Origin of the sequence: Candidatus Rickettsia kedanie, from assembly GCF_045865205.1 — a bacterium.
Classification (GTDB): domain Bacteria; phylum Pseudomonadota; class Alphaproteobacteria; order Rickettsiales; family Rickettsiaceae; genus Rickettsia; species Rickettsia australis.
On sequence record NZ_BAABMM010000019.1, the window covers coordinates 102529 to 128481 of the forward strand.

A 25953-nucleotide genomic window follows, 5' to 3' on the forward strand; every position below is an offset into this window, starting at 1 on the left:
CTCGCTTTACCCTAGATGTTCGCCTACGCGGGAATGACATCGAATCCGTATAATAAAGTTCCTTAATTACGAACTACCTTAATCTCGCCGTCAGAAAATTTAATATTAAAAATTTTTTCATTAGCAGCAGTAATTTTAGAAGATAAAAAATTACCCGTTTCTCCTTTAACTATAGCAAAACCTCGTTTTAATACGTTATTATAATCAAGACTTGCAAGTAATGTACTATTTAATTCTAATTTATACTCAAAATTTTTCAAAGTATTATTTGCCGATTTTGATAGATAAGCTGTTTGATGTGTTAATTCTAATGTTTTGTAATTGAGTATTTTAGCATGGTTAACTCTTTCTTTAGAAAAAGATTTAATCTTTGTTTCTTGTAGTTCAATAAAGCACAATAAAGCATCTAATAAATTAAAACCGGTTTCATCCAGTAATTGCTGTCTATTATTCATATAGTGAGAGAGATATCTGTGTATTTTATCGTAATTTATTATATTGTGTTCGTGATACTTAATTAACCTGCTAGTATTATTCAATAATATTTTTTCATAAGAGTGTAGAGTATTATTTAAAATAGATCGTACTGGTACGGCAAACTCTGCAGCAGCAGTCGGTGTTGGAGCTCTTTTATCGGCTGCTAAATCTATTAAAGTATAATCCACTTCATGACCTACTGCGGAAATAATAGGAATTTTTGAGTTGTAAGTGGCACGTACTAATATCTCATCGTTAAATGACCAAAGATCTTCTATAGAACCGCCGCCTCTAGCAACAATTATAACACTTGGTTTATTTACCTCTTCTAAATTGTTAAATCCTTCAATTGCTTCAGCAATTTCATTGCTGGAATTTTCTCCTTGTACGCTAACCGGCCATATTATTATCTGAGTTGGAAAACGTTCGCGAATACGATGAATAATATCTTTAATAACGGCACCGGTTATTGAAGTGATAACGCCTATTTTATCAGGTAAAAAGGGTATAGGAATACGTATTTTATTAAATAAGCCTTCTTTTTCTAAACGAGCTTTACGCTCGTTTAGAATTTGCAGCATAGCTCCAAGTCCTGCAGGTTGCAAATTATCTACCGATAATTGATAGCGTGAATTACCTGCATAACTTGAAAGTTTGCCGCTAATCACCACTTCTATACCATCATTTAAAGGAAATTTGATTTTAGCAAGAATAGGACGCCAGCAAGTACAAGCTAAAATAGCGGTATTTTCTTTTAAGTTAAAATAAGCATGACCTGAGCTTGCTATTTTTAAACCTGAAATTTCTCCTTTTACCTTAATATAGCCAAAATTATTTTCTAATAATTCTTTGATTTTATTAGAAATCTCACTAACTGAAAACTCTTTGGTTGCTTGATTTGTAATGAAATTATCTAGCATTTGTTTAAGATTATTTGTAGTTTGAACGGGGGTTTATGTTATTCCCGCGAAAGCGGAAAGCCAGTAAAACATATAAAAATTTAATTTTTTATATGTTTATTTTATCCAATATGTAATTTTATTTTTCTAGATTCCTGCTTTCGCAGGAATGACATCCATTAATGACATACATCTCTCCATAGAATAACCTTGCACTGTAAAAGAGCAAGCAAAATTTTTTATTATTTGATATATTACTAATAGCTTGCTATTATTTTTTACTATTAAAATATATTTGTTAATATAAATGCTATTGCGAATAATATGTTTGCTTATTATCATAATATTTTCTTTGATAAGTTTTGCCGATTTTTCTAAGAATGGTCAAAATATTAAAATAAGCAATATGATAGCCGACTTCGTAGAGTATAACGAAGGTCAGGATTTGATATATGCTAAAGGTAATATAAGCATTATCACGGATGAGTATTTATTAACGGCAGATAATTTACTTTATGATATAGAAAACGATATTTTATGGGCAGCAGGTAATATCCGGATTAAGGATAAACAAAACAGAATAATAGAGGGTGATAAAGCAGTTTTAAAAGACGAATTTAAGAAAGGGATCATATCGGAATTCATTTTACTTTCCGGTGATAATAATCTTTTAATTGCTAAACTTGCCGAAAGAATAGATAAAAATAATCTTAAGCTGCACCATGCTGAATTTACCCCTTGCGATGTTACTTGTAATAGAAACCCTATTTGGCAAATTGCTGCTAAGGATACTTATATTCATTCTGAAGAGCATAGAATAGTTTATAAACACGTATTTTTTGAAGTATACGGCATACCGATTTTTTACTTACCGTATTTTTTCCATCCGACGCCTACGGCCCCTGCAACTTCCGGATTATTGGTACCTGACGTCAAAAATAAAGGGTTTGGTATACCTCTATATTTACGTGCAAAACCTAATATGGATTTTACTCTCACTCCAAGGATTTTTAGTAAATATCAAACTTATGAGCTAGAAGCACGTTATCGTCTGAATGATACCGATAATATGAATTTTCAAGGTAGTTACGGTAAATTACCATATTTTCTAAAAAAAGATGGAAGTATAGTAAAAAATAAAAAAGTTTCTTCTTATCATTATATAGCAAGTGGCAATTTTATTAGTACCGATAAAGTTTATGATTACGGTTTTAGAGTAGCACGTACATCGGATAAAGCTTATTTAAAAAATGATTATAATAACTACGCTTCATATTTAACTTCTAAAATATTCTTAAATAACATTCATGAGGCTGATTATTTTTCAGCGGAAGGATTAAGTTTTCAAGGCTTAGGTAGTAATGATAGTAAGTATACTGACCCGTTAGTATTACCGAAAATCAATACAAAAAACGTGATAAATTTGAATGATAATGACAACAGCCATATCGTTGTTGAAAATAATACGTTAATGTACAAAGAAAGAATAGGGAAACAAGTTGCTAGAACCTCTTTACAAGTATCCTTTATGCATAATGTTCTGACTTCTTCAGGGCAAATTTTTGATTTTGTAGCAAAAGATAGAGGTGATTTTTATCTTGCTAGACGGGCTTATTTAGATAAGCCGAGAGAAAGTAAATCATTTCAAAGAAATATACCGGAATTGCAAACCTTATGGCGTTATCCGTTAGTAGGTAATATAACAAAAACGATAAATTTACTTATTGCACCGGTAGTTTCTTTTACTATGGGACGTAAACTATCTAAGAAAGATAAAAAATTTGTTATAATTGATCCTGCTAAATATGAATTATCTGAAAAAAATATCTTTTTATCCAATCGTTATAGCGGTATTGATTGCCATGATTTCGGTAATAGATTAAGTTACGGCTTAAATACTAGTATTGCTCAAGAAGAAAATTATTTAAAATTATTTTTAGGACAGTCACGTAATACAAGATATAGTATAGATTTGCCTGCCGATGATACGGAAAATGTAGGGCAGATTCTAGGTAATCTTTCTAATAATTTAGAAGTGTTTTATAGCTTTCGGAAAGATAGATATTTCAGACCTATTAGAGATGAAGTGGGAGGAAATTTTAACTATGATAAGATTAACTTTCTAGGTAGTTTTATTCAGCTCACCAATCTTAAAAAATATTATTTCGTAGAAAGTATAAAGGTTTTAAATAATAGAGTACGACAATTTTATGGAGACATAAATTATCAGCTAGCGGAAAATTGGACTATAGGCTTTGGTGCCCGCATTGATCTCTCTAGACGTTCTCCAAATTTACTTATTCGAACTATTAGGGTGACATATGCTAAAGATTGTGTTAGAATTACTGCAAAGATTTATTCCGATTATCTAGCCGACGGAAGTAGAGGAATCAAAAAGACTACCTCTTCACCTACTATTTCTATTGGTTTAAAGGTTTTGAATATGTGAGTTTCAAATGTGCCATATGTCATCCCCGCGGAGGCTGGAATCCAGGGTAAAGCGAGATAAATCGAGCTTTATCGGTATTGTGTATATCTTTTAATTACTAGATTCCCGCTTACGCTGGAATGACATCTAATTCCAATTATTACGTTATGTGAGTCTGAAAAAATATGACAAAATTACTACTTATAATCATTACTGTTTTTTTTACTTTTAATGTAGCACAAGCATCATTACCGAATATAGTAGCATCCGTAAATGATGAACCTATTACTCTTAATGAGTTCCGTGCTAGAAAAAAAATGATTATGGCACTAAATAATGTTGAGAGCTTAACACCTGCTCAAGATAAGCAGCTGAGTGACTTGGCAATCAAGAGTTTAATTGATGAATCTTTGCTTTTTCAATATGCTGGAGATAGAGAAATTCCGCAAGAAGAGATAGACAACACTATTAAATCTATTGAAGATCGTAATAAAATGCCTCACGGTTCTCTTCTTCAGTATCTAAAAAGCAGATCAGTGAATCCTGATAGTTTTATTTCCCAAATTAAATCCGAGTTGATTAAAATGAATATTTTATCAAGTCTATCAAGATCGGTACAAGTAAGTAATAAAGAAATAGATGTCGCAATTTTATCTAGCGATCAAAAAGACGTAGAAATTTCAATGCAAGTATTTACATCTAAAGATAGTAGCAATAAAGCGTTTACGCAGATGAATCATTTGAAAAATCGACTAAAAAAATGTGCGGATGTTAAAAAATCGCTTTATGATAATTTCGCTACTATGGAAATTATTACCGATAAGCTTAGCAAGATAGAAGGCGTAAAACAAACTATCGTAAAGGACTTAAGCTTGGATAAAGCAAGTAATGTTTTTGAAGTAAATAACAAATTTGAAATAATATTAGTGTGCAGCAAAAAAATCTTAAATGTTAATGAAGATGAAAATAATTATGTAGTAAATTTCTTAACTAATAAAAAGATTTCGCAAAAAGCACAAAAAATGTTTGAAAATATGCGTAAAAAGGCAGCCATAACAATAATGCTGCCGTCTTAGTATATTGTCACCCCGTGGCTTGACCACGGGGTCCAGTCTTTATTAATAAGATTTTTTTTTGGAGGCCGTGGTCAAGCCACGGCATGACACTGGGAAAATAACAAAATTCCATTTCTACTAAAACAACATTACCCCATGCTCCCTTCAATTGCAAAACATGTAGCATCTCATCAAATTAATCCTCTCAAAAAGCACGGACAAAATTTTATTTTTGACAGTAGTTTATGTGATAAAATTGTACGTGCGAGTAACCTTGCAGAAAATAGCAGGGTGCTAGAAATAGGACCAGGCACCGGAGGGTTAACTAGGTCAATATTGCAGAAAAATCCTGAATCCTTAACTGTTATAGAAACAGATGAGAGATGCATCCCGCTCCTTAATGAGATTAAAGAATATTATCCTAATCTAAATATTATTAAACAAGATGCTCTTAAAATAAATTTAACTGATTTAGACTATGATAAAGTAACTATAATTTCTAATTTACCGTATCATATAGGTACTGAGTTAGTGATTAGATGGCTGAAAGAAGCACGACTAATTACTGATATGACGCTAATGTTACAAAAGGAAGTAGTAGAACGTATTTGTGCGATGCCGTCAACTAAAGCATATAGCAGGTTATCGGTAATATGTCAGTTAATTGCTAAAGTGGCAAAATGCTTTGACGTAGCACCGACTGCTTTCTATCCACCTCCTAAAGTATATTCTGCGATAGTTAAACTAATACCTTTAGAAAATTCACCGTCTATTGCTCTAATAAATAAAGTTGAGAAAATAACAAAACTTGCTTTTGCAGGACGGCGGAAAATGATCAAATCATCACTGAAAAATCTTGTACCTAATATACATGAAGTATTAACTCAGTTGAAAATCAATGATAATTATCGTGCTGAAAATCTTACCCCTCAAGATTATTTGAGAATTGCTATGAGGCTCTCAGGAAATAAACTTTAATTAGTAATTAAAGAGCGCGTTCGATATTATTAAGTTTGCATTATTCAGCTTTATCTAATTTTTCTGCTTCTTGCTGTAATTTATACTCTGCTGCTTTTTCTTCTGCATAATTAAAAAAGCAATAACAGAAAGTTAAAAAACTAGTCAAAACTATTCCAAGAGTTATTAGTATTAACTTAAGCTCTTGCCTTGCATTTTAAGCTTTTAATCGCCTTTCTTCCTCTTCATCAATATAAGACTCAGAGGTTAAAATTTCTTCTTCTTTATTTTTCATATTTTAACTCTTTAAAATTAGCTTATATATTAATGATAGAGTTTCATGATCATTTGAGAGAAGTAATTTATAGGGGGAATTAAAAGAAGTCAATGATTATAATTGTTAATTGTAATAATTATATATTGAATAAATCTATTTTACTCAAAAATACGGCTTTTCCTATTTACTAGGTAAATATGCATTAGTTCTTTAGGCTTGCAATTAAGCAATTAAACTTGATCCTACAAATTCTGAAGCACAATATAATAAACAACATTTATTAAAGCGTATGTATTATGAAGTAAAAATGCTGAAAAGCTTGATTTTATGCTGCACTCGCCGTTTGATACATTGGTGAATTTACCTAAAACCGGCGGAATGGTACCCGCGGCCGGACTTGAACCGGCAAGAGCTTATGCTCCACGGATTTTAAGTCCGTTATGTCTACCATTCCATCACGCGGGCAGTTATAAATACAGAACTGTATTTTTCTAACTGGACAGACTAATAAAAAAAATACAAAAAAGCAAGTACTTTTATCGTTAATATATTAGTCTGATATGGAAAAGTTATTAAACACCTTTACAATAGTTAATTTACTCATTAATTTATTAGATAATTAACTTAAATAGTGACAAAATAGTAATAATATGATATATTAGTTTCAGAAAGTAATACTTTCTTTTGCATGTTATTGACATGTTTATTGACAAATGCCGCAAGGTAAGGTAGTTTTGTATAATGAATTTTATTGGCTCGTATATTTAGGTGAGGCTTAAAGTAAGATTTAAGTTTCAGTTATTATAAGCGTGTGTTAAGTTCAAATAAGTATTTCTATCTAATAAAGGTTTTTATGGCTACAAATATAGTAGGTAAAGTTAAGTGGTATAATTCTACGAAGAATTTTGGATTTATTGAACAGGAAAATGGCGGCAAAGATGTGTTTGTACACAAATCAGCCGTAGACGCAGCAGGTTTACATAGCCTTGAAGAAGGACAAGATGTAATTTTTGACCTTGAAGAAAAGCAAGGAAAAGCCTATGCTGTTAACCTCAGAATTAAATAAATGTATTTATAATACCAAAAGCAGCTATCCAAAATTGTTTATAATTTAGGGTAGCCTAGTCATCTTTATCAAAATAGTAAATATTTTGTTTTTGTCTTATAATAACCTATATAATTTTAAGTATAATAAATTATTTTTACTAAAGGGCATGAAAATACTCTAAATCTAATAATGTTATTCTGGCTTGAATAAGATTCTAAAATAGTTTCATTATTCATTATCGTTTTATATATTTAGTTTGGTTTGTAATCTAGCTTAAGCATATTTTTTGATTCAGGATAATTATATAAGTCGTTATTTTTTTATACAATAGACCTCTTGCATAACTTATCTTAGAGGTTATTTATAAATAAATTTTAATTAGTAATTAAAGAGCTTTTTTAGCAAAAATTAATAAGATTTTTGCAGAAATAGTTATTCATATTTCAAAAAAAATCTTATCATTTGCAACCAAAAAGAATTAAATTATCGGTTAAAACTTATTTACAGATAGGCTCTTAATAAAGGGAATAAGAGATTTCTACTCTACTCAAGCGTACTATAGTTAAGTATGTAAGGCTGAGAGAGCGTCTCATATATATTTAAGAAATGGGTTATGTCAGTGGTTTAATCAATAATGTGCATATTTTGATTTAAAACTATATTGGATTATATAATGAAAAATTTTAATTTATCTGAAGAATTAATTATCGCTCTTGAGACAATGAATATCACTGAGCCGACTGAGATACAAAAGCAATCGATTCCGGTTGCAATGGCGGGGTCGGACATACTCGCTTCTAGCCAAACAGGTTCAGGAAAAACTCTTGCTTATTTATTGCCGTTGATTGATGCATTTATTAAAAATAAAACTACTGCTTTAATTCTTGTTCCGACTAGAGAATTAGCAACACAAATACACAGTACTTTAAATAAAGTAACTACATCCTATAAAATTAATAGTGCACTTTTGATAGGCGGTGAACCGATGCATAAACAATTTATGCAATTAAAAAAGAATCCAAAAGTGATTATCGGTACGCCGGGGCGTATTATCGATCACTTAAATAGAGGAAGTTTAAAAATTGATCGCATAGGCATAACTGTACTTGACGAAATGGATAGAATGCTTGATATGGGGATGAAAGAACAGTTAGAAGAAATCAATAAATTTTTACCGGGAAAAAGACAAGTTTTAATGTTTTCTGCTACTATGCCAAAACATATTATTGCTGTGTCTCAAAAATATCTAAACAATCCGGTACGTATTACAGTAGGTGCTACTAATAAAGCAGCTGCAGAAATAAAACAGGAATCAATGCATGTTTCTGATAAAGAAAAATTTAGTGAATTAACTAAACAACTTGGTAATAGGGAAGGATCGGTAATTATTTTTGTGAAAACTAAGCGCTCTGCCGATCAATTAGCTAAAATGTTAAAATATGAAAATCATAAAGCAGAAGCTATACATGGTGATTTAAGCCAACGTCAACGTGAAAGAGTAATTTTATCATTTCGTAAGTCAAACCATAGAATAATGGTAGCAACTGATGTAGCGGCTCGTGGGCTTGATATTCCTCATACACAGCATGTTATTAATTATGATTTACCTATGTGTCCTGAAGATTATTTACATAGAATAGGTAGAACGGGTAGAGCAGGGGCTACCGGACATGCCTTGTCTTTTATTTCTCCTGATGATATTACTAGATGGCGTGCAATTGATCGGCTAGTAAATAAAGGAGAATCTACGCCGCGTAGTGAGTTTAGAAGTGATAAAAATAATCGTAAAAGATCATTCGGTAAAAGAGCCGGCAGTGAGGGTAAAAAATTTAATTCTTTTGATAATAGCCGTAAAAGAACCTTTGACGGTAACATCTACGGTAATAAAAGAAAGAAAGTATCGTAGTACGGTCTGATGTCATTCCTATGAAAGCATGAATCCAAAAAAAAGTATAAATACAGCAAATTTTTGAAATTAAAAGCTCGATTTATCTCGCTTTATAATGGATTCCTGCTTTCGCAGGAATGACACCGAGCACTTTTCTTGAGCCATGCAATAACGCTGAATAAATCACGGGATGACAAATATAAAAAAGGAGGATAAATTCATAAGTTTAAATTTTTTACGATTTCAATATATATCTAATATTTTCTTTATATTAATAATTTCTTTTCCCGGAGGTTTAATTTATTTACTTACCAGTTCAACGCTTTCTTTTTGGCTTCGAGAATCCGGTTGTGATAAAATCACTATCGGGCTTTTTAATTTAGTTAATTTTATTCATATATTTAAATTTTTATGGGGTCCTTTACTAGAAAAAGTAAGTTTTGTCCCTTTAAGTAAGCGAGGATATAAATATTGTTTAATTATTGCTTTGGTTAGCTGTATTTGTTGTGTATATGTTCTAACAAATTTTAACCCTAACACTCATTTTATACCATTTGCTTTGTGTTTAGTAGCGGTGGCATTTTTTTCTTCCATTTATGATATGTTGCTTCAATCATCACAGATGTTACTTATTACAAATAAAAATTGGGGCATAAGTGAGGCAGCTTGTACTACAGGCTTTAGAATCGGTATACTTATAGCAGGTTCAGGAGCGTTATATTTATCAACTATCATATCTTGGCAAGATGTTTATCGTGCTATGGCAATTTTATGTATACCGTCATTACTATTAATTATAATTTATCCGCTTAAATTTAAAGATAAGATAATTACTAATGATTTTTATAGATTTTGGCATGCTTTTTATGACTTTATCAAGAAACCTAAATGGCTAATAATTGTTAGTTTTATGCTGCTATATCGTCTTCAGGATAATTTTCTTTCAATTATGCCAAATATGTTTTATCTCGATATCGGGTATACGAAGAAAGATTTAGCTCTTGGATATAAAGCTTTTGGTATGTGTGCTGCAATCCTTGGAGGTTTTATAGGCGGGTTTTTGTGCCGAAAATATGAATATTCTTATTTGCTTAAAAGAGCATTAATATATCATGCTTTATCTAGCCTATCTTTTTTATTTCTCTATTTTTATAATCGAGATATTACAAGTCTGTATATATCGGTCTTTTTTCAAGAATTTACCAAAGGCTTAACTATGTCGCTGTTTTTTTCTTATCAATTAAGATGTTGTAGTGCTGAATATTGTATAACCCAAATTGCTTTAATTACTTCTATTGCTTATATTAGTACCATATTGTTTGGTAGTGTTTCAGGCTATGCGGCTACTTATCTTGGATGGAGTTATTTTTTTATCATAGCAGGATTTTGTTTTATTCCTGCTTATATATTAATTCGATATTTACCTAAACTATAAATATTGTATAATTTAGATTGTCGTTTTATAATAATCAACAAATTTATTAGTGTGATTTATTTATGTTTATTCAAACTGAAGATACTCCAAATCCGGATGCAATAAAATTTTTCCCAGGGCAGGAAATAAGTAGCGATCAGCCGGTATTTTTTAGTGAGATTGCTACAGTTAAAGGAAGAAGCCAACTTGCAGAATCGCTATTTCATATTAATAATGTAAAATCAATATTTTTCGGTAGTGATTTTATAACGGTAATTAAACAAGCTGAAGGTAATTGGCAAGTTATAAAGCCTGAAGTTTTAATGATTATTATGGATCATTTTGTTTCAGGATTTCCTGTATTTGAAGAAAGTACCAAAGCAGATACTGTAAATCATAACCTTGAGGGGTTTTCAGCAATAGAGAAGCAAATCGTAGAGATTATTGAAACTAGAGTGCGACCATCTGTTGCTCAGGACGGCGGCGACATAATATATAAAGGGTTTGAAAACGGTGTAGTTAAATTAGCACTTCGAGGTTCATGCCTTGGATGTCCTAGTTCCACCATTACCTTAAAAAACGGTATTGAGTCCATGCTTAAACATTTTGTACCGGAAGTACAAGAAGTTGAAGCTGTAGAGGAAGATTTTGAGTAATTTAGGCATTACCTAAGGGAGTGGATTTTAAGTGTCGATGTCGTTCACGCATTCTATGTCATTCCAGCTTCTGCGGGAATGACATAGAAGACATGCAATAACAACTTCAGCTACTTGCAATGACGATATCTATAATACTAACCTTCCTTTGCAGAATTGATTATATCATTTTGATGCCAAATAACGTAATATAGTTTAACATCTTTTGGAGCATATACTACGATAGGTAGTTTGCTATTATATCTTAAAAATGTTTCATCGCCTAAAAATATACTTACTGGTTGCATAGTTGCTTTTACGTTTGGGCATGCCATCATTGTACTAGCAGGGTGATCGCTAACTTGCTCGATTATATAATAATTATATCCCCATCCTTCTAAAGTTTTTGTGTCCAGCTTACCGCCAAACCAAACACGATTACAATCTTTCATTACATTTTTTGTTATTTGTAATGCTACTTTTAGCTTTGCTTCATTAGACTCTGTAGGTAAATAAATTACATAACGCTTTTAATTTTTAAGTGGTGTAGATAGGGTGCAATATCTTTTAACCGCTTATCGGTATTCGCTAGTAATCTGCTACCAAAAAGACCTAGCGTAAGAAACAATATAATTTTATTTGGCATATGATTATTTTTTTAATTAATTAAACCATTATCTCGCCTAAAGGAGTTATATAAGAAGAATTTATTTTACCATCGGCTATATCAGCACTAAAGCCTTCACTATAGTCACCCTCACCCTGTGCGTTTATTTTTTTTACTTAAAAATAATATAGCATTTTCAAATTTATTTTCTTTTAATATAGGCTGATTATTTAAACTGAAAACTTTCATGGCAAGCTTTTCATTATTAGGTAATCTAAAATATATTTCTGATCCGTTATTGGATTCAAAAAAATTACATTTATTATAAGCACCTAATAATAAATTATTTAATACATCTATGGTAACTTGTTCTTCAAGGTTTATAATTTTAGGAAATAATATGTAATTATTGTGATTATTTTGTATATTTGAAATAAGAATAGTTTGAGAGTTATATTGCTGTTTTTCCAAATATATATTTGCAAAATTATTTTGTTTTAATTCCATAAAGGTTAGTTCAGCCTTATATTTTTGTTTGTCACTTAATTCTTTTTTATGCTGTTCTGAAATTATATTCATTTTCTAATCTAATCCCTTTTCTTTCTTAAGAAAGCCGGTATGTCATGAATATCCGACTCTTTATTATCTTGATCTAGAGTATTAACAACAATGTTTTTGCGTTCTAAAGTTTGATTATTTGAAGCACGCAGAGAACCCCATATTTTTCCTAAAAATGATGGTTTTGGTGCGTCATCTTCAGATGGGTTGAAAGTATTTACATGTAACCCTAGTTCTTTTTCATTTCCGATAAAATTTTGATTTATTGGAGAGTCGGTAATTTCAATATTTTCGGTACTGTAGCTGTTAAAATCAGGAATTTCTTCTATTTGTGTAGGTTGTACTATAGCTTCATTATGAGTTTCTTCAGGAACTATATTGGTAGTTTCAGCTATTGCGGGTTTATATGTCGTCGGTACTTTATCGGCATCAATACCGGTAGCAACAACCGATACTCGGATAATGCCTTTTAATTCCGGATTAAATGTTGAACCGAAAATAATATTAGCATCAAGGTTATCTACTTCTTCTCTAATTCTATTAGCAGCGTTGTCAACTTCAAATAAGGTCATGTCGGAACCGCCGGTAATATTGATTAATACACCTCTTGCACCGCACATTGAGCTATGATCTAGAAGCGGATTTGAAATTGCAGATTCTGCTGCTTTAATAGCTCTATCTTCGCCGCTATCTTCACCCGTACCCATCATTGCTTTACCCATTTCGCTCATTACTGCTTTAATGTCGGCAAAATCAAGATTAATAAGTCCCGGCATAATCATTAAATCCGTTACTCCTCTAACACCTGTATGTAATACGTCATCTGCCATTTTGAAAGCATCGGCAAACGTCGTTTGTTCATTAGCAATACGGAATAGATTTTGGTTCGGTATTACAATTAAAGTATCAACGAATTGCTGTAGGTCAATAAGTCCTTTATCGGCAGTTTTCATACGATGACCGCCTTCAAAATGGAAAGGTTTAGTTACTACCCCAACCGTAAGGATGCCTAGTTCTTTAGCAATGCGTGCAATAACCGGTGCAGAACCGGTACCTGTACCACCACCCATACCTGCTGTAATAAATACCATATTACTATTTTCTAAGTAACTACGAATTGCGCTTTCTGATTCTTGAGCAGCAAGTGCTCCAACCTCAGGAGAAGCTCCTGCCCCAAGACCTCTAGTCGTAGAAACACCGAGTTGTATTTTGTTAGTGCATAAAGAATGTTCAAGCGATTGTGCATCGGTATTAGCTACTACAAAATTAGCACCTTGCAGATTAGCACTAATCATATTATTTACTGCATTACTACCTGCACCTCCTACACCGAAAACCGTAATGGTCGGCTTTAATACTATATTTTCAGGAGCTTTTATATTTAAAACCATGATAATCTTTTATTTATATAATTATGTTCAAGTATAATAAAAGATTAAGGCTGTGTGAAGAAAAATTTAATTAATATATTTTTGTTCTTTTTTGCTGCAAATTATGAGATTTTTTTGAAATAGGAATAGCTACTTGCTTCAAAAATCTTATTAATTTTCGTTTTAAAATATCTCACAATATATTAATTAAATTTTTTCACACAGCCTTAAAATTTCCACAGTATTTTATAAAAAATGCGGATTATTTTCTTTTAATAAGTGGAACGCCGTTATTATGACAAGCTTTGATTAATCCTTTAATTAGTAGCCACAGGGAGCCATTCATGCATGGCAGTTAACAAATAAGTTGCATAGTATGAAGTAAGATTATTGGCTCTTGCAGTATTCATAATTTCGTACATAGGAAAATCAAAATTTGATATATTGATGGGTAAGGAGTTTAAACAATCTATAGTTTTAATAATTTTTGCTGAAGTTATTCTAGCACGTTTTGCTGCTATTAATATTGTATTAGTTACTTCAAATTTCCAAAGCAATGGTACTACTGCTCTAAATTTATAACAATAATCTAATGTAAAGTTGGAATATTCATCACGTTCATCATTAAAGAACCATGAAGCAGTTATGGAGCAATCGGCTATAAATGGTTTAGAACTCATCTTCTACCTTCATCTCGAAGCTCTTTAATAGTATAAGGAGCCAATGTATTACCTTTGCTGAATTCTCTTATTTGCTCTACTATATTATCTATTTTAGGTTTTTGAGTTATAGGTATAATTTTTGCAACCGGCGTATTATGCTTACAAATAGTAATTTGTTCGCTGTCTTGTATACGCTGTATTAGATCAGAAAAATGAGTTTTTGCTTCTAGTAGGTTAATGTGATTAGATCAATTTTGTTTCACATAGGTAATATAATAAATAAACTAATTTAATACTAGCCTATTTATGAGATTTTGTGCAGTAATATTAATAGTTTAAATTTATATTTTTATATAAAATTTAAGGTTGTCCAACCATCTTTTCAGGAACTACTATTTTATCAAAATCTTCTTCTGATAAAAGATTGAGTTTTTTAGCTGCTGCTTTTAGAGTACTCCCATGCTTATGAGCTGCTTTAGCAATTTTTGCGGCATTATCATAGCCTATATGCGGATTAAGAGCCGTAACAAGCATTAGCGATTTATCACGTAAATCATTAATGCGTGTTACATTAGGTTCTAAGCCTTTAACACAGTGAGTAACAAAGCTATTTACGCTATCGGATAACAGCTCTATAGATTGTAGGATATTGTATATTATTACAGGTTTAAATACGTTAAGTTCAAGATGTCCGTTAGAGCCGGCAATAGTAACCGTAACATGATTTCCCATCACCTGACTGCACACCATTGTTAAAGCTTCGACTTGGGTAGGGTTTACTTTACCGGGCATAATCGAAGAACCGGGTTCGTTTTCTGGTAAATGCAGCTCACCAAGACCGCATCTTGGACCTGACCCCAGTAACCTTATATCATTTGCTATTTTCATTAAGCTAACTGCTATAGTATTAAGAGTGCCTGAAAATTCTACTAGTGCGTCGTGGGCAGCTAGACTTTCAAATTTATTAGGAGCCGTCTTAAAGGGTTGTTTAGTAAACTCTGCCACTTTCTCAGCAAATTTTATATCAAAGTCTATTTTTGAGTTAATACCTGTGCCGACTGCCGTTCCACCTTGAGCAAGTAGATAGACTTTTTTTAGTGCATTTCCTATGCGTTCTAAAGCATACTCTATTTGTGTAATATATCCGGAGAATTCCTGTTTAAGAGTTAAAGGAGTTGCGTCCTGCAAGTGGGTGCGTCCTATTTTTATGATTTTACCCCAATCTTTTGATTTGTCTTGCAAAGCGGTAAGTAAATTATTCAAAGCCGGTATAAGTTGCTGTTTAGTTGCAAGTACGGTTGCTATATGCATAGCGGTTGGAAAAGAGTCGTTGGATGATTGTCCTTTATTAACATGATCGTTAGGATGTACTGGAGATTTGCCGCCTTTCTTGCTTGTTAATTCTTCATTAGCAATAGAGGCAATAACCTCGTTCATATTCATGTTTGTTTGCGTACCTGAACCTGTTTGCCAAACTACTAAAGGAAAATTATCCTCAAATTCGCCTTCTAAGATTCTATCCGTAGCTTTATCGATACTTGTAGCTATTTTAGCTTCTAAATCACCAAATTCATAATTAACCTGTGCTGCACATTTTTTTAAAATAGCAAGAGCACGAATTAAAATTTCAGGCATTTTTTGTTTGCCTATTTTAAAATTTTCTAAAGATCTTTGAGTTTGAGCTCCCCAATAAAATTTTTCTTCTATTTGAATTTCTCCAAAAGAATCGCTTTCGGTTCTATAATTTTTCATAAATTGTTAAATGTTATATAATTACCTATTTTTTTCATAAAATGATCACTTACTACATTCAAATCTAATTGCTGGGCTAATTTAGCAAAACTATAATATAATTTGTCTGTTAAAGAAGCTTTGTTTAGATTCTTAGCAATAAATATTAATGTGTGTTCTATCATAAGATTACGATTAAAACTATAAAATTTTTGCCAATGTTCGTTATATTTAGGTTCAGAAGATTCTATGTAATCGGAATATATGGGTTTAGTAATTACTGCTTTACCTTGATATATATCAAATATAGTATCATTAATGAATCTTTCATTTTTGAGGTTATTTATCACTTTATCAAGAAAATTATTTAATATAGTCGTTGTTATCTCTTCTTCTGTAAGTTCATTTATCAATATGTCTAATTGCTTTTCAAAACTTTCGATAATTTGTTCATTTGGTCCCCTTTTCATGACTTTTCTCTCACATGAATTGATATAATAAAGTTTATGACTTTAATTTTAGTAGACTAAATATTTATATCGAAGTAAATAAAAAACAATATTTGATTTAAAAATATTATTGATGTAATGAATGAAAAATTATAGAAGCAGCATTTGATACATTAAGACTTTCAACTCTCTTAGCAATAGGGATTTTGACTAAATAATCACATGTTTCTTCAATTAATCTTCGCATGCCTTTATCTTCTGAGCCAAATACTAATGCCATTTTGTCGGAAATTAATTTATCGGTAAAGTAATCATTTGCAGAACCGGTTAGACCTATAATCCAAAAGCCGTGTTTTTTAAGATAATTCATACATGAGCGTAAGTTAGTAACTTTAATTATAGATATTAATTCTAAAGTACCGCAAGCCGCTTTAGCAATGCCTCCACTTTCATTCGGAGAATTATCTTGAGGTAATATTATAGCATTTATATCAAAAGCAGTGGCACTACGAATAATTGCTCCAATATTTTGTGTGTCTGTTATTTGATCAAGAATCGCAATTTTACATTTTGGTTTTTTTATATCTATGTTCTCTAAATTGTAAGAAAAAATTGGTCTAACTTTTGCAGCTATTCCTTGATGTGTTTGGTTTCCCAGTAATTTAGATAAAATATCGTTATTAACAATTTCATAAGATCTAGTACCTATTAATTTTTTGTTTGTATCAAAAATTTCCCTAGTGCATAAAATATTTTTAATTTGACGTTTTGGATTATTTAGAGCAGAAAATACAGGATGTTTCCCATACATATAATAACAATTTTTAGAATCAAGTTTTTTATTTTGCATCTCATTGAAAACCATCAGTAATTTGTTCTTGACAGAAACTACTATTTATTATAGAAGGTTACAACTAAATAAATGTGCAAGCTGCTATTTGTTTATTTGATAATTCGGCAAGAAGTTTTATTAAGTCCTAATACTAATTATATATTGTATTTTACAGTGAATTAGTCTATTTAATACAGTAAAGTTCTTGAGGAGGGGTGGCCGAGTGGTCAATGGCAGCAGACTGTAAATCTGCCCGCGTAAGCGTTCGAAGGTTCGAATCCTTCTCCCTCCACCACTTCAATGGTTCAGGGAAGTGTATCATTTTATTTTAAAAGATTTCATGTATATATGTTTAATTTTATTTAAAAATAAAACATCATTGTGTACATTTATAAATCTGAATAAAATTGATATAGGACTATTAACAAAATAGCTTTGAAATTATTTTAGTGGCACAATGCGGGTGTAGCTCAATGGTAGAGTTCCAGCCTTCCAAGCTGGCTGTGTGGGTTCGATTCCCATCACCCGCTCCAGAGATAGTGGTAACAAATAAATTTAGCAAAAAAATCACTTATAAAAAATTAACTTGTATTAAACCTAAAAAATTGTAGAGAGTAATAATATGGCAAAAGCAAAATTTGAACGAACTAAACCGCACGTTAATATAGGTACGATCGGTCACGTAGATCACGGTAAAACTTCCTTAACGGCAGCAATAACTATAGTACTTGCTAAGACAGGTGGAGCAAAAGCTACAGCGTATGATCAAATTGATGCTGCTCCTGAAGAAAAAGAAAGAGGTATAACTATTTCTACTGCACACGTAGAATATGAGACTAAAAATAGACACTATGCACACGTAGATTGTCCGGGACACGCTGACTATGTAAAGAACATGATAACCGGTGCCGCTCAGATGGATGGTGCAATATTAGTAGTTTCTGCTGCTGATGGTCCTATGCCGCAAACTAGAGAACATATATTACTAGCAAAACAGGTAGGTGTACCTGCTATGGTAGTATTCTTAAATAAAGTAGATATGGTGGATGATCCTGATCTATTAGAACTAGTAGAGATGGAAGTAAGAGAATTATTATCAAAATACGGTTTCCCGGCTGATGAAATACCTATTATTAAAGGTTCTGCACTTCAAGCTTTAGAAGGAAAGCCTGAAGGTGAAAAAGCTATTAATGAGTTAATGGATGCAGTAGATAGTTATATACCGCATCCTGTAAGAGCTACTGATAAACCTTTCTTAATGCCGATAGAAGATGTGTTCTCTATTTCAGGAAGAGGTACTGTTGTAACCGGTAGAGTAGAGTCAGGAATAATTAAGGTAGGTGAAGAAATTGAAATAGTCGGTCTAAAAGATACGCAAAAAACTACCTGTACCGGTGTAGAAATGTTCAGGAAATTACTTGATGAAGGACAAGCCGGAGACAATGTCGGTATATTACTACGTGGTACAAAAAGAGAAGAAGTTGAAAGAGGACAAGTGCTCGCAAAACCTGGTAGTATAAAACCGCATGATCAGTTTGAAGCTGAAGTATATGTGCTTAGTAAAGAAGAAGGTGGACGTCATACAGCATTTACTAATGACTATCGTCCGCAGTTTTATTTTAGAACCACAGACGTTACCGGTACAATAAAATTGCCTGCTGATAAGCAGATGGTTATGCCTGGAGATAATGCTACTTTTACAGTGGAATTAATTAAACCAATTGCTATGCAGGAAGGGTTGAAATTCTCTATACGTGAAGGTGGTAGAACAGTGGGTGCCGGCGTAGTAACTAAAATAAGTAATTAATTGATTTTATAAATACCTATTATTTTTTAATAATAGGTATTTATATTTTAAGATGTTTGAAAAACATCTTGCTGTTTAAATATTAGGTTTACTGAATGAAAAATAAAATCAAAATTCGTTTAAAATCATTTGATCACCGTAGTCTTGATCAAGCTACAAAAGAGATAGTTAGTGCTGTTAAAAGAATATTTGCTAGCATTAATGGTCCTATTCCTTTACCTAGAAAAATTGAAAGATTTACCGTAAATAGGTCTCCTCATATGCATAAGAAGTCAAGAGAGCAATTTGAAATTAGAAAGCATACAAGATTATTAGTTATAGATGATCCAAATCCGGCGGTTGTTGATGCTTTAAGTAAAGTTGATTTAGCAGCAGGTGTTGATGTAGTGATTGAATTAGAGAGTGGGGAATAAATGAGAACCGGTATAATTGCGCAAAAAATTGGGATGACTAGTGTTTTTAATGATAAAGGAGAAAGAATTTCTTTGACATTAGTAAAAGTTGATGATTGTCAAGTGGTAGAGCATAAAACTCTAGAAAAACATGGATATAATGCTTTGGTTATAGGTATAAAAGATAAAAAAATATCTAGAGTAACCAAGTCTATGAAGCAAGTTTTTGCTAATGCTCAAATATCTCCTAAAACTAAATTAAAAGAATTTAGAATTTCTAAAGAGAATTTTATTGATATAGCAGCAAATCTAGAAGTAGATCATTTTATGGCCGGACAATTTGTAGATATAACGGCAACTACTATAGGTAAAGGGTTTGCCGGTAGTATGAAAAGACATAATTTTAGAGGTCTTGAAGCTTCTCACGGTGTTTCTATATCCCATCGTTCGCATGGTTCTACAGGACAAAGACAAGATCCGGGAAAGGTTTTCAAAGGCAAAAAAATGGCTGGTCATATGGGGTGTAACCAAGTTACTATTCAAAATTTAAAAATATTTGCCGTTGATAAAGAGCGTAAGCTTATTATGATTCAGGGTAGTATACCTGGTCACAAAAATTCGTATCTTTCAATAAAAGATGCAATCAAAAAGATTTCAATAACTAGTTAAAGAGCTTTTTTAGCAAAAATTGATAAGATTTTTGCAGGAATATTATGCATATTTCAAAAAAATCTTATGATTTACAGCAATAAAGAATTAAATTATCGGTTAAAATTTGTTTATTGCTAACCTCTTAGACATGTTTGTTGAGGTTAAAGATTATCAAATTAACAAAACGTCATGCAATATTATTTATATAAAAGTTTTATATAAGACTGTATAAGGTTAAATAAAGATGAAAACTAAAATATTAAGTCTTGCTAATGAAGAAGTTGGTGAGATTAGCTTAAATGAAGATATATTTGCTGTTGAATTTATCAGAGATGATATAATAAAGCAGGTTATTGATTGGCAGAGAGCTAAAGCAATGTCCGGTAACCACAAAACTAAAACAGTATCAGAAGTATCAGGAACCACAAAAAAACCTTTTAAGCAAAAAGGTACGGGTAATGCAAGACAAGGTTCCCTTAGATCGGTACAGATGCGTGGTGGTGGTGTAGCTCACGGACCTAGAGTACGTAGTCATGCAACAAAATTACCTAAAAAAATACGAAAACTTGGTTTAATTCATGCTTTATCCGAGAAATTCGCTGAAGGGAGATTATTAGTAATAGATTCTTTAAAGCTAGATCAGCCTAAAACTTCTGCTCTTGTAAATATATTAAGCAAATTTCAAGGGAAAAGTTTCTTTGTAATAGATGGAAATGAAGTAGATACTAATTTTGCTTTAGCTGTAAAAAATATTTATAATACTGTGATTGTTCCACAAATAGGAGCAAATGTTTATGATATAATACGATATGAATATGTTCTATTATCACAAGAAGCAGTGAGCGTTTTAGAAGAGAGGTTAAGATGAGTTCTTATAAATACTACGATTTAATTAGAAAACCCATTATTACAGAAAAAACTACCACCCTTTCGGAACAAAATAAATACACTTTTTATGTAGATAAATTTGCTAAAAAACTTACCGTTAAAAAGGCTATAGAAGAAATATTTAAAGTAAAAGTAAAGAAAGTGAATATTTTAAACGTTAAAGGTAAGAAGAAAATATTTAAAGGAATTATAGGGACTCAAGTCAATAGAAAGAAAGCTATTGTTACATTAGCAAAAGACCATAATATTGATTTTGCCGGAGGAATTAAATAAATGGCTTTAAAAAACTTTAATCCAATTACTCCTTCTCTTAGAGAGTTAGTTCAAGTTGATAAAACTAGTTTATGGAAAGGCAGACCTTTAAAATCTTTGACCAAAGGTATATCTAAAACCGGTGGACGGAATAATCAAGGTAGAATTACTGCTTGGCACAGAGGTGGAGGACACAAGAAATTATATCGTATTATTGATTTTAAAAGAAATAAAATAGATATTTCTGCTATTGTTGAAAGAATAGAGTATGACCCCAATAGAACTGCTTTTATTGCTTTAATAAAATATGAAGACGGGGAATATTCTTATATTCTAGCACCGCAAAAATTATCTGTAGGTGATAGAGTAATATCAAGTCAAGACGCTGATATAAAAATAGGAAATTGTTTACCTTTAAAATTCATTCCTGTCGGTACTACTTTACATAATGTTGAAATGAAAGTAGGTAAGGGTGGTCAAATTGCCAGGTCTGCAGGTACTTCAGTAGATCTAGTGGGTAAAGATTCAGGGTATGCTCAGATTAAATTAAGATCAGGTGAATTTAGGTTAGTACCTTTAGATTGTAAAGCTACTATAGGTAGTATATCTAACCCGGATCAAAAAAATATTAATTTAGGCAAAGCAGGTAGAAATAGATGGCTCGGTTGGAGACCACATGTTAGAGGTGTAGCAATGAATTCTGTAGATCACCCTCATGGTGGTGGTGAAGGTAAAACTTCAGGAGGACGCCATCCTGTTACTCCTTGGGGATTCCCAACAAAGGGTAAGAAGACACGTAAAAATAAACGTACTTCAAAATTTATCGTAAAGAAAAGAAAATAGATTTTAAATTAATTAGGTATTAGTATGGCACGTTCAATATGGAAAGGGCCTTTTGTAGACGGTTATTTAATAAAGAAAGTTCAAAAATTAATGGAATCAGGTAAATCTGAAATGATTAAAACTTGGTCTAGAAGATCAACGATTTTGCCTATTTTTGTAGGGTTTACTTTTTCTGTTCATAATGGAAATAAATTTATTCCGGTTTCTGTAAATGAAGAAATGGTTGGAAGAAAATTAGGTGAGTTTGCTCCTACTAGAACATTTCACGGTCATGGAGCAGATAAAAAAGTCAAAAGAAAGTAAAGATTTGTATGGTACAGGAAAATAAAAATTTTGCTACGGCAAAAGCTAAATCTATTAGAGTAAGTCCAAGGAAGCTAAATTTAGTTGCAGCCTTTATTAGAAATATGAAAGTATCTGAAGCGTTGGTACAATTAACTTTTTCTCCTAAAAGAATTGCAAAAGTTGTGAAAGATTGTTTACAATCTGCTGTTGCAAATGCTGAAAATAATTTAGGTCTAGATATAGATAGATTGGTTATTACTAAAGCGACTGTAGGTAAGGCTTTAGTAATGAAAAGAGTTATGCCAAGAGCAAAAGGAAGAGTAACTAGAATAAATAAGTTTTTTAGTAATCTTTATATAACTGTTACAGAAAAAGAGGATAATTAAAATGGGGCAGAAAGTTTGTGCACATGGTTTTAGAGTTGGACCGACTTTAATTAAAGGTTGGGATTCCGTATTATATGCAGAAAAACATTATAAAACTCTTTTTATACAAGATTTAAAAATTAGGGATTTAATAAATAAAGGATTTAATCAAGCTCAAGTTAGCAGAGTTTTAATTAAACGTCCTTCTAATAAAAGTATTATAATTAATATTAATGCCAAAAAACCAAATATTATTATCGGTAGAAACGGTAGTGAAATTGATAAGCTAAAAAAAGCTATCGAGAAAATGACTTCTTTAAAAGAAGTGTATATAAATATCCACGAAGTTAGAAAATTTAATATAGATGCTGCTATAGTAGCTCAAACTATAGCATTACAGCTTGAAAAAAGAGTTTCTTTTAGAAAAGCTATGAAAACAGCAATTCAGGCTTCATTTAAGCAAGGTGGACAAGGTATAAGAGTTAGTTGTTCAGGGCGACTTGGAGGTGCTGAAATTGCTAGAACCGAGTGGTATATAGAAGGAAGAATGCCGTTACATACTTTAAGAGCTGATATTGATTATTCAACAGCTGAGGCTATAACTACTTATGGAGTTATAGGGGTTAAAGTGTGGATTTATAAAGGTGAATATATAGAAAATAAAAGATATAATTAATTTTAAGTATTAAAATGTTAGCTCCGAAAAAACAAAAATTTAGAAAAGCTCATAAAGGTAGAGTTGCTGCAAAAGCAAAAGCAGGTACGATTCTTGCTTTTGGATCATTTGGTCTAAAATCTATAGATGGTTGGCGTGTTACTGCAAGACAAATAGAAGCAGGGAGAAAAGCTGCTACTAGATGTATGAAAAGGCAAGGAAGATTATGGATTCGCATTTTTCCAGATGTTCCCGTTTCTAAAAAGCCTGCTGAAGTAAGAATGGGTAAAGGTAAAGGTTCTCCTGAATTTTTTGCAGTTAGAGTTTCGCCTGGAAGAATTATGTTTGAAATTGAAGGGGTAGAAGAAAATATTGCACTTAGAGCTTTGGAGCTTGCAAGTGCAAAATTACCTGTTAGAACAAGGATAGTGAGACGTTATGAATGATTTAAAATTATTAAGAAGTAAGTTATCTACTGAAACAATAGAAGAGCTTTATACAAAACTTAATCTTTTAAAAAAAGAATTGTTTAATTTAAGATTTCAACAAGCTTTAGGTGAGTTAAAAAATACTAGTAGGTTTTCGTTAGTCAAAAAGTCTATGGCACGTATTAAAACTGAATTAACAAAAAGATCTAATAGTGAGGAATATTAAAATGCCGAAAAGAGTGTTACAAGGCGTGGTTATAAGTTCAAAAGCTGATAAGACGGTTACAGTAAAAGTAGAAAGAAAGTTTAAGCATCCTATTTATAAAAAATTCGTGAAAGTATCTAAAAAGTATGCTGCTCATGATTCAGAAAATAAATATCAAGAAGGAGATAAAGTTAGTATAATTGAAAGTCGTCCTATCTCAAAAACCAAAACATGGCTAGTGGTAAATGGGGAATAAAGTTTTTAGTCTTTGACTTTATAAGGTAGATTGTTTATTTTATCTCTTGTGTATAAAAAATTGGAAGTAGTTTATGATTCAAATGCAGAGCATTTTGGAAGTTGCAGATAATTCCGGTGCTAAAAAAGTTATGTGTATTAAAGTTTTAGGTGGCTCTCGCCATATGGTGGCAAAGCTGGGTGATGTTATAGTTGTATCTGTTAAAGAAGCTATACCCGGCGGTAAGGCTAAAAAGGGTGATGTTTATAAAGGCGTGATTGTTCGTACAAAGACCGGAGTAGTAAGACCTGATGGTAGTACAATAAAATTTGATAAAAACGCATTAGTGCTGTTGAATAAACAAGATGAACCTATCGGTACTAGAGTTTTCGGTCCTGTCACAAGAGAACTTAGAGCGAAAAAATATGTTAGAATAATGTCGCTTGCAGAGGAAGTGTTATAAATGATTAAATTAAAAGTAAAAAAAGGTGATGAAGTTGTTGTTATTACCGGAAAGCACCAAGGAAAAAAAGGTAAAATATTAAAAGTTTTTCCTGAGGATAATACAGTAATTGTTTCTGGAGTAAATTTAGTAAAAAAGCATACTAAACCTAATCAAATGAGTGAAGGTGGGATAATAACTAAAGAATTACCTATACATATCTCAAATATTGCACACATCGATCCAAAAACCGGTAACCCTACCAAAGTAGCTTTTAGATTCTTAGAAGACGGTTCTAAGGTTAGAATAGCAAAGAAATCAGGGGAAATCATCGGTAAGGAAGGTAAATAATGTTAAGATTTAAAGCATTATATCAGCAAAAAATTATTAAAAACTTACAAAAAGAATTTTCTTATAAAAATAAGCACGAAATACCGCACATTAAGAAAATTGTTATAAATATGGGAGTAGGGGAAGCGATAGCCGATTCCAAAGTAATTAATAATGCGGTAAATGATCTTACTTTGATTTCAGGTCAGAAGCCGGTTGTAACGTTAGCAAGAAAATCTATTGCGACCTTTAAGTTACGCGAAAGTATGAAAATAGGCTGCAAGGTTACATTACGTAAAGATAGAATGTATGATTTTTTAGAAAGGCTAGTAATTGTTGCGTTACCTCGTGTTAAAGAGTTTCGCGGTTTTTCTTATAAAAGTTTTGACGGTAAAGGGAATTTTACTTTTGGATTAAAAGAGCAGATAGTTTTTCCTGAAATTAATTACGATAAAATCGATACAATAAGGGGTATGGATATTACAATCGTTACATCTGCTAAAACAGATAAAGAAAGTAAGTTTTTGTTATCAGGGTTTAATTTACCTTTTTATAATTAATTTTTAGGATATATATAATGGCAAAAATAAGTTCTATCAAAAAGAACGAAAGTAGGAAAAAAAAATCACAAAGTTTACATAATAAACGTTCAGCATTAAAAAGTAAAATTTATGATAAAAATATTTCATTAGAAGAGCGTTTTTCTTTGGTAATGTCGCTTGCACAATTACCTAGAAATTCATCATCTACTAGAATAAGAAATAGATGTGAGCTTACAGGTAGACCAAGAGGTGTTACAAGAAAATTCGGTATATCGAGGAATAAGCTTAGGGAATTAATAGGTAGAGGTTTAGTTCCCGGTGTAGTTAAGTCAAGTTGGTAAAAGTC

General features: G+C 31.7%; 33 protein-coding genes, 3 tRNA genes and 1 pseudogene. 25 read left to right on the forward strand and 12 right to left on the reverse strand.

The features are described from left to right. Positions 1-62: 62 nt before the first annotated feature. Entirely contained in the window at positions 63-1397 is a 1335-nt protein-coding gene (gene xseA / locus ACKTSD_RS02850; RefSeq protein ID WP_412707907.1) for an exodeoxyribonuclease VII large subunit, read from the reverse strand. A gap of 126 nt (positions 1398-1523) precedes the next feature. Next, the gene (locus tag ACKTSD_RS02855) at positions 1524-1718 is read right to left on the reverse strand and encodes a hypothetical protein (protein ID WP_412707908.1); all 195 of its coding nucleotides are present in this window, start codon (positions 1716-1718) and stop codon (positions 1524-1526) included. On the opposite strand from ACKTSD_RS02855, the gene ACKTSD_RS02860 reads away from it, so the two are divergent. The 3 genes from ACKTSD_RS02860 (at position 1684) to rsmA (ending at position 5837) form a co-directional block, all read left to right on the forward strand. Then, positions 1684-3825, forward strand: a complete 2142-nt coding sequence (locus tag ACKTSD_RS02860) for an LPS-assembly protein LptD (protein WP_412707909.1) — start codon at positions 1684-1686, stop codon at positions 3823-3825. The two genes, ACKTSD_RS02855 and ACKTSD_RS02860, sit on opposite strands and share 35 nt — an antisense overlap. Before the next feature lie 164 nt (positions 3826-3989). Beyond that, positions 3990-4880 (forward strand): SurA N-terminal domain-containing protein, encoded by an 891-nt coding sequence (locus ACKTSD_RS02865; protein ID WP_412707910.1) that lies wholly within the window; start codon positions 3990-3992, stop codon positions 4878-4880. 135 nt (positions 4881-5015) lie between these two features. Then, the gene (gene rsmA, locus ACKTSD_RS02870; protein WP_412707911.1) at positions 5016-5837 is read left to right on the forward strand and encodes a 16S rRNA (adenine(1518)-N(6)/adenine(1519)-N(6))-dimethyltransferase RsmA; all 822 of its coding nucleotides are present in this window, start codon (positions 5016-5018) and stop codon (positions 5835-5837) included. A 40-nt stretch (positions 5838-5877) separates the two neighbouring features. Here the strand turns inward: rsmA and ACKTSD_RS02875 are convergent. Then, a pseudogene (locus ACKTSD_RS02875) lies at positions 5878-6111 on the reverse strand (RP671a family tick cell line-upregulated protein). Positions 6112-6472: 361 nt separating this feature from the next. Beyond that, positions 6473-6558, reverse strand: a tRNA-Leu gene (locus ACKTSD_RS02880). Between the two features lie 388 nt (positions 6559-6946). Between ACKTSD_RS02880 and ACKTSD_RS02885 the strand changes: the two genes are divergently transcribed. The 4 genes from ACKTSD_RS02885 (at position 6947) to ACKTSD_RS02900 (ending at position 11099) form a co-directional block, all read left to right on the forward strand. After that, positions 6947-7159: a cold-shock protein gene (locus ACKTSD_RS02885; protein WP_008579233.1), complete on the forward strand. Its 213-nt coding sequence runs from the start codon at positions 6947-6949 to the stop codon at positions 7157-7159. 655 nt (positions 7160-7814) lie between these two features. Further along, the gene (locus tag ACKTSD_RS02890) at positions 7815-9047 is read left to right on the forward strand and encodes a DEAD/DEAH box helicase (protein ID WP_412707912.1); all 1233 of its coding nucleotides are present in this window, start codon (positions 7815-7817) and stop codon (positions 9045-9047) included. Between the two features lie 172 nt (positions 9048-9219). Beyond that, entirely contained in the window at positions 9220-10464 is a 1245-nt protein-coding gene (locus tag ACKTSD_RS02895; protein ID WP_412707913.1) for an MFS transporter, read from the forward strand. Between the two features lie 62 nt (positions 10465-10526). Beyond that, on the forward strand, positions 10527-11099 hold the full coding sequence (locus ACKTSD_RS02900) for a NifU family protein (protein WP_412707914.1): 573 nt from the start codon (positions 10527-10529) through the stop codon (positions 11097-11099). A gap of 137 nt (positions 11100-11236) precedes the next feature. Here the strand turns inward: ACKTSD_RS02900 and ACKTSD_RS02905 are convergent, their stop codons facing one another. The 8 genes from ACKTSD_RS02905 to rlmB all read right to left on the reverse strand — a co-directional run bounded on the left by ACKTSD_RS02905 (position 11237) and on the right by rlmB (position 17305). Next, positions 11237-11596 carry an ecotin family protein gene (locus tag ACKTSD_RS02905; protein ID WP_412707965.1) on the reverse strand — a complete coding sequence of 120 codons (360 nt, stop codon included), beginning with the start codon at positions 11594-11596 and terminating at the stop codon, positions 11237-11239. 239 nt (positions 11597-11835) lie between these two features. Then, complete coding sequence (locus ACKTSD_RS02910) at positions 11836-12264, reverse strand: hypothetical protein (protein ID WP_412707915.1); 429 nt, start codon at positions 12262-12264, stop codon at positions 11836-11838. Positions 12265-12272: 8 nt separating this feature from the next. Further along, positions 12273-13634 carry a cell division protein FtsZ gene (ftsZ, locus tag ACKTSD_RS02915; RefSeq protein ID WP_412707916.1) on the reverse strand — a complete coding sequence of 454 codons (1362 nt, stop codon included), beginning with the start codon at positions 13632-13634 and terminating at the stop codon, positions 12273-12275. A 296-nt stretch (positions 13635-13930) separates the two neighbouring features. Then, positions 13931-14293, reverse strand: a complete 363-nt coding sequence (locus tag ACKTSD_RS02920; protein ID WP_412707917.1) for a type II toxin-antitoxin system VapC family toxin — start codon at positions 14291-14293, stop codon at positions 13931-13933. Continuing rightward, the gene (locus ACKTSD_RS02925) at positions 14290-14514 is read right to left on the reverse strand and encodes a type II toxin-antitoxin system Phd/YefM family antitoxin (protein WP_412707966.1); all 225 of its coding nucleotides are present in this window, start codon (positions 14512-14514) and stop codon (positions 14290-14292) included. The genes ACKTSD_RS02920 and ACKTSD_RS02925 overlap by 4 nt, the downstream gene beginning before the upstream one ends. A gap of 121 nt (positions 14515-14635) precedes the next feature. Further along, entirely contained in the window at positions 14636-16027 is a 1392-nt protein-coding gene (fumC, locus tag ACKTSD_RS02930) for a class II fumarate hydratase (protein WP_412707918.1), read from the reverse strand. Next, on the reverse strand, positions 16024-16476 hold the full coding sequence (locus ACKTSD_RS02935) for a hypothetical protein (RefSeq protein WP_412707919.1): 453 nt from the start codon (positions 16474-16476) through the stop codon (positions 16024-16026). Before ACKTSD_RS02935 ends, fumC begins: the two co-directional genes overlap by 4 nt. Before the next feature lie 106 nt (positions 16477-16582). Further along, on the reverse strand, positions 16583-17305 hold the full coding sequence (gene rlmB, locus ACKTSD_RS02940; protein WP_412707920.1) for a 23S rRNA (guanosine(2251)-2'-O)-methyltransferase RlmB: 723 nt from the start codon (positions 17303-17305) through the stop codon (positions 16583-16585). A 191-nt stretch (positions 17306-17496) separates the two neighbouring features. Between rlmB and ACKTSD_RS02945 the strand changes: the two genes are divergently transcribed. From ACKTSD_RS02945 to rpsN, 18 genes are all read left to right on the forward strand, one after another. Beyond that, a tRNA-Tyr gene (locus tag ACKTSD_RS02945) sits at positions 17497-17582 on the forward strand. Positions 17583-17746: 164 nt separating this feature from the next. After that, positions 17747-17820 (forward strand) — tRNA-Gly (locus ACKTSD_RS02950). Positions 17821-17909: 89 nt separating this feature from the next. Next, positions 17910-19094 (forward strand): elongation factor Tu, encoded by a 1185-nt coding sequence (gene tuf, locus ACKTSD_RS02955; protein ID WP_412707921.1) that lies wholly within the window; start codon positions 17910-17912, stop codon positions 19092-19094. A gap of 95 nt (positions 19095-19189) precedes the next feature. Continuing rightward, positions 19190-19507 carry a 30S ribosomal protein S10 gene (gene rpsJ / locus ACKTSD_RS02960; protein WP_412707922.1) on the forward strand — a complete coding sequence of 106 codons (318 nt, stop codon included), beginning with the start codon at positions 19190-19192 and terminating at the stop codon, positions 19505-19507. Further along, positions 19508-20155, forward strand: coding sequence for a 50S ribosomal protein L3 (rplC, locus tag ACKTSD_RS02965; RefSeq protein ID WP_412707923.1), 648 nt, complete (start codon positions 19508-19510; stop codon positions 20153-20155). It abuts the gene before it with no gap. Between the two features lie 226 nt (positions 20156-20381). Further along, positions 20382-21005 (forward strand): 50S ribosomal protein L4, encoded by a 624-nt coding sequence (rplD, locus tag ACKTSD_RS02970; RefSeq protein WP_412707924.1) that lies wholly within the window; start codon positions 20382-20384, stop codon positions 21003-21005. Beyond that, positions 21002-21298, forward strand: coding sequence for a 50S ribosomal protein L23 (rplW, locus tag ACKTSD_RS02975; protein WP_412707925.1), 297 nt, complete (start codon positions 21002-21004; stop codon positions 21296-21298). Before rplD ends, rplW begins: the two co-directional genes overlap by 4 nt. Further along, on the forward strand, positions 21299-22120 hold the full coding sequence (rplB, locus tag ACKTSD_RS02980) for a 50S ribosomal protein L2 (protein ID WP_412707926.1): 822 nt from the start codon (positions 21299-21301) through the stop codon (positions 22118-22120). 24 nt (positions 22121-22144) lie between these two features. Further along, positions 22145-22423, forward strand: a complete 279-nt coding sequence (rpsS, locus tag ACKTSD_RS02985) for a 30S ribosomal protein S19 (RefSeq protein WP_008580964.1) — start codon at positions 22145-22147, stop codon at positions 22421-22423. An 8-nt stretch (positions 22424-22431) separates the two neighbouring features. Beyond that, positions 22432-22791, forward strand: coding sequence for a 50S ribosomal protein L22 (gene rplV / locus ACKTSD_RS02990; protein WP_412707927.1), 360 nt, complete (start codon positions 22432-22434; stop codon positions 22789-22791). Position 22792: 1 nt separating this feature from the next. Continuing rightward, positions 22793-23446, forward strand: coding sequence for a 30S ribosomal protein S3 (gene rpsC, locus ACKTSD_RS02995; RefSeq protein ID WP_412707928.1), 654 nt, complete (start codon positions 22793-22795; stop codon positions 23444-23446). A 14-nt stretch (positions 23447-23460) separates the two neighbouring features. Continuing rightward, positions 23461-23871, forward strand: a complete 411-nt coding sequence (gene rplP, locus ACKTSD_RS03000) for a 50S ribosomal protein L16 (protein ID WP_412707929.1) — start codon at positions 23461-23463, stop codon at positions 23869-23871. Continuing rightward, entirely contained in the window at positions 23864-24079 is a 216-nt protein-coding gene (gene rpmC, locus ACKTSD_RS03005; protein WP_412707930.1) for a 50S ribosomal protein L29, read from the forward strand. Before rplP ends, rpmC begins: the two co-directional genes overlap by 8 nt. 1 nt (position 24080) lies before the next feature. Further along, complete coding sequence (gene rpsQ, locus ACKTSD_RS03010; protein ID WP_039594825.1) at positions 24081-24314, forward strand: 30S ribosomal protein S17; 234 nt, start codon at positions 24081-24083, stop codon at positions 24312-24314. 73 nt (positions 24315-24387) lie between these two features. Beyond that, positions 24388-24756: a 50S ribosomal protein L14 gene (gene rplN, locus ACKTSD_RS03015; protein WP_412707931.1), complete on the forward strand. Its 369-nt coding sequence runs from the start codon at positions 24388-24390 to the stop codon at positions 24754-24756. After that, on the forward strand, positions 24757-25086 hold the full coding sequence (gene rplX, locus ACKTSD_RS03020) for a 50S ribosomal protein L24 (RefSeq protein WP_412707932.1): 330 nt from the start codon (positions 24757-24759) through the stop codon (positions 25084-25086). Next, positions 25086-25625: a 50S ribosomal protein L5 gene (gene rplE, locus ACKTSD_RS03025; RefSeq protein ID WP_412707933.1), complete on the forward strand. Its 540-nt coding sequence runs from the start codon at positions 25086-25088 to the stop codon at positions 25623-25625. Before rplX ends, rplE begins: the two co-directional genes overlap by 1 nt. Before the next feature lie 17 nt (positions 25626-25642). Then, positions 25643-25948, forward strand: coding sequence for a 30S ribosomal protein S14 (rpsN, locus tag ACKTSD_RS03030; RefSeq protein WP_412707934.1), 306 nt, complete (start codon positions 25643-25645; stop codon positions 25946-25948). Positions 25949-25953 lie beyond the last annotated feature (5 nt).

Bases quoted from the DNA above. Each gene is read 5' to 3' on its own strand.
- xseA (WP_412707907.1), bottom strand. From the start codon at position 1,397: ATGCTAGATAATTTCATTACAAATCAAGCAACCAAAGAGTTTTCAGTT.
- ACKTSD_RS02860 (WP_412707909.1), top strand. From the start codon at position 1,684: ATGCTATTGCGAATAATATGTTTGCTTATTATCATAATATTTTCTTTG.
- ACKTSD_RS02855 (WP_412707908.1), bottom strand. From the start codon at position 1,718: ATGATAATAAGCAAACATATTATTCGCAATAGCATTTATATTAACAAA.
- ACKTSD_RS02865 (WP_412707910.1), top strand. From the start codon at position 3,990: ATGACAAAATTACTACTTATAATCATTACTGTTTTTTTTACTTTTAAT.
- rsmA (WP_412707911.1), top strand. From the start codon at position 5,016: ATGCTCCCTTCAATTGCAAAACATGTAGCATCTCATCAAATTAATCCT.
- ACKTSD_RS02885 (WP_008579233.1), top strand. From the start codon at position 6,947: ATGGCTACAAATATAGTAGGTAAAGTTAAGTGGTATAATTCTACGAAG.
- ACKTSD_RS02890 (WP_412707912.1), top strand. From the start codon at position 7,815: ATGAAAAATTTTAATTTATCTGAAGAATTAATTATCGCTCTTGAGACA.
- ACKTSD_RS02895 (WP_412707913.1), top strand. From the start codon at position 9,220: ATGACAAATATAAAAAAGGAGGATAAATTCATAAGTTTAAATTTTTTA.
- ACKTSD_RS02900 (WP_412707914.1), top strand. From the start codon at position 10,527: ATGTTTATTCAAACTGAAGATACTCCAAATCCGGATGCAATAAAATTT.
- ACKTSD_RS02910 (WP_412707915.1), bottom strand. From the start codon at position 12,264: ATGAATATAATTTCAGAACAGCATAAAAAAGAATTAAGTGACAAACAA.
- ftsZ (WP_412707916.1), bottom strand. From the start codon at position 13,634: ATGGTTTTAAATATAAAAGCTCCTGAAAATATAGTATTAAAGCCGACC.
- ACKTSD_RS02920 (WP_412707917.1), bottom strand. From the start codon at position 14,293: ATGAGTTCTAAACCATTTATAGCCGATTGCTCCATAACTGCTTCATGG.
- fumC (WP_412707918.1), bottom strand. From the start codon at position 16,027: ATGAAAAATTATAGAACCGAAAGCGATTCTTTTGGAGAAATTCAAATA.
- ACKTSD_RS02935 (WP_412707919.1), bottom strand. From the start codon at position 16,476: ATGAAAAGGGGACCAAATGAACAAATTATCGAAAGTTTTGAAAAGCAA.
- rlmB (WP_412707920.1), bottom strand. From the start codon at position 17,305: ATGCAAAATAAAAAACTTGATTCTAAAAATTGTTATTATATGTATGGG.
- tuf (WP_412707921.1), top strand. From the start codon at position 17,910: ATGGCAAAAGCAAAATTTGAACGAACTAAACCGCACGTTAATATAGGT.
- rpsJ (WP_412707922.1), top strand. From the start codon at position 19,190: ATGAAAAATAAAATCAAAATTCGTTTAAAATCATTTGATCACCGTAGT.
- rplC (WP_412707923.1), top strand. From the start codon at position 19,508: ATGAGAACCGGTATAATTGCGCAAAAAATTGGGATGACTAGTGTTTTT.
- rplD (WP_412707924.1), top strand. From the start codon at position 20,382: ATGAAAACTAAAATATTAAGTCTTGCTAATGAAGAAGTTGGTGAGATT.
- rplW (WP_412707925.1), top strand. From the start codon at position 21,002: ATGAGTTCTTATAAATACTACGATTTAATTAGAAAACCCATTATTACA.
- rplB (WP_412707926.1), top strand. From the start codon at position 21,299: ATGGCTTTAAAAAACTTTAATCCAATTACTCCTTCTCTTAGAGAGTTA.
- rpsS (WP_008580964.1), top strand. From the start codon at position 22,145: ATGGCACGTTCAATATGGAAAGGGCCTTTTGTAGACGGTTATTTAATA.
- rplV (WP_412707927.1), top strand. From the start codon at position 22,432: ATGGTACAGGAAAATAAAAATTTTGCTACGGCAAAAGCTAAATCTATT.
- rpsC (WP_412707928.1), top strand. From the start codon at position 22,793: ATGGGGCAGAAAGTTTGTGCACATGGTTTTAGAGTTGGACCGACTTTA.
- rplP (WP_412707929.1), top strand. From the start codon at position 23,461: ATGTTAGCTCCGAAAAAACAAAAATTTAGAAAAGCTCATAAAGGTAGA.
- rpmC (WP_412707930.1), top strand. From the start codon at position 23,864: ATGAATGATTTAAAATTATTAAGAAGTAAGTTATCTACTGAAACAATA.
- rpsQ (WP_039594825.1), top strand. From the start codon at position 24,081: ATGCCGAAAAGAGTGTTACAAGGCGTGGTTATAAGTTCAAAAGCTGAT.
- rplN (WP_412707931.1), top strand. From the start codon at position 24,388: ATGATTCAAATGCAGAGCATTTTGGAAGTTGCAGATAATTCCGGTGCT.
- rplX (WP_412707932.1), top strand. From the start codon at position 24,757: ATGATTAAATTAAAAGTAAAAAAAGGTGATGAAGTTGTTGTTATTACC.
- rplE (WP_412707933.1), top strand. From the start codon at position 25,086: ATGTTAAGATTTAAAGCATTATATCAGCAAAAAATTATTAAAAACTTA.
- rpsN (WP_412707934.1), top strand. From the start codon at position 25,643: ATGGCAAAAATAAGTTCTATCAAAAAGAACGAAAGTAGGAAAAAAAAA.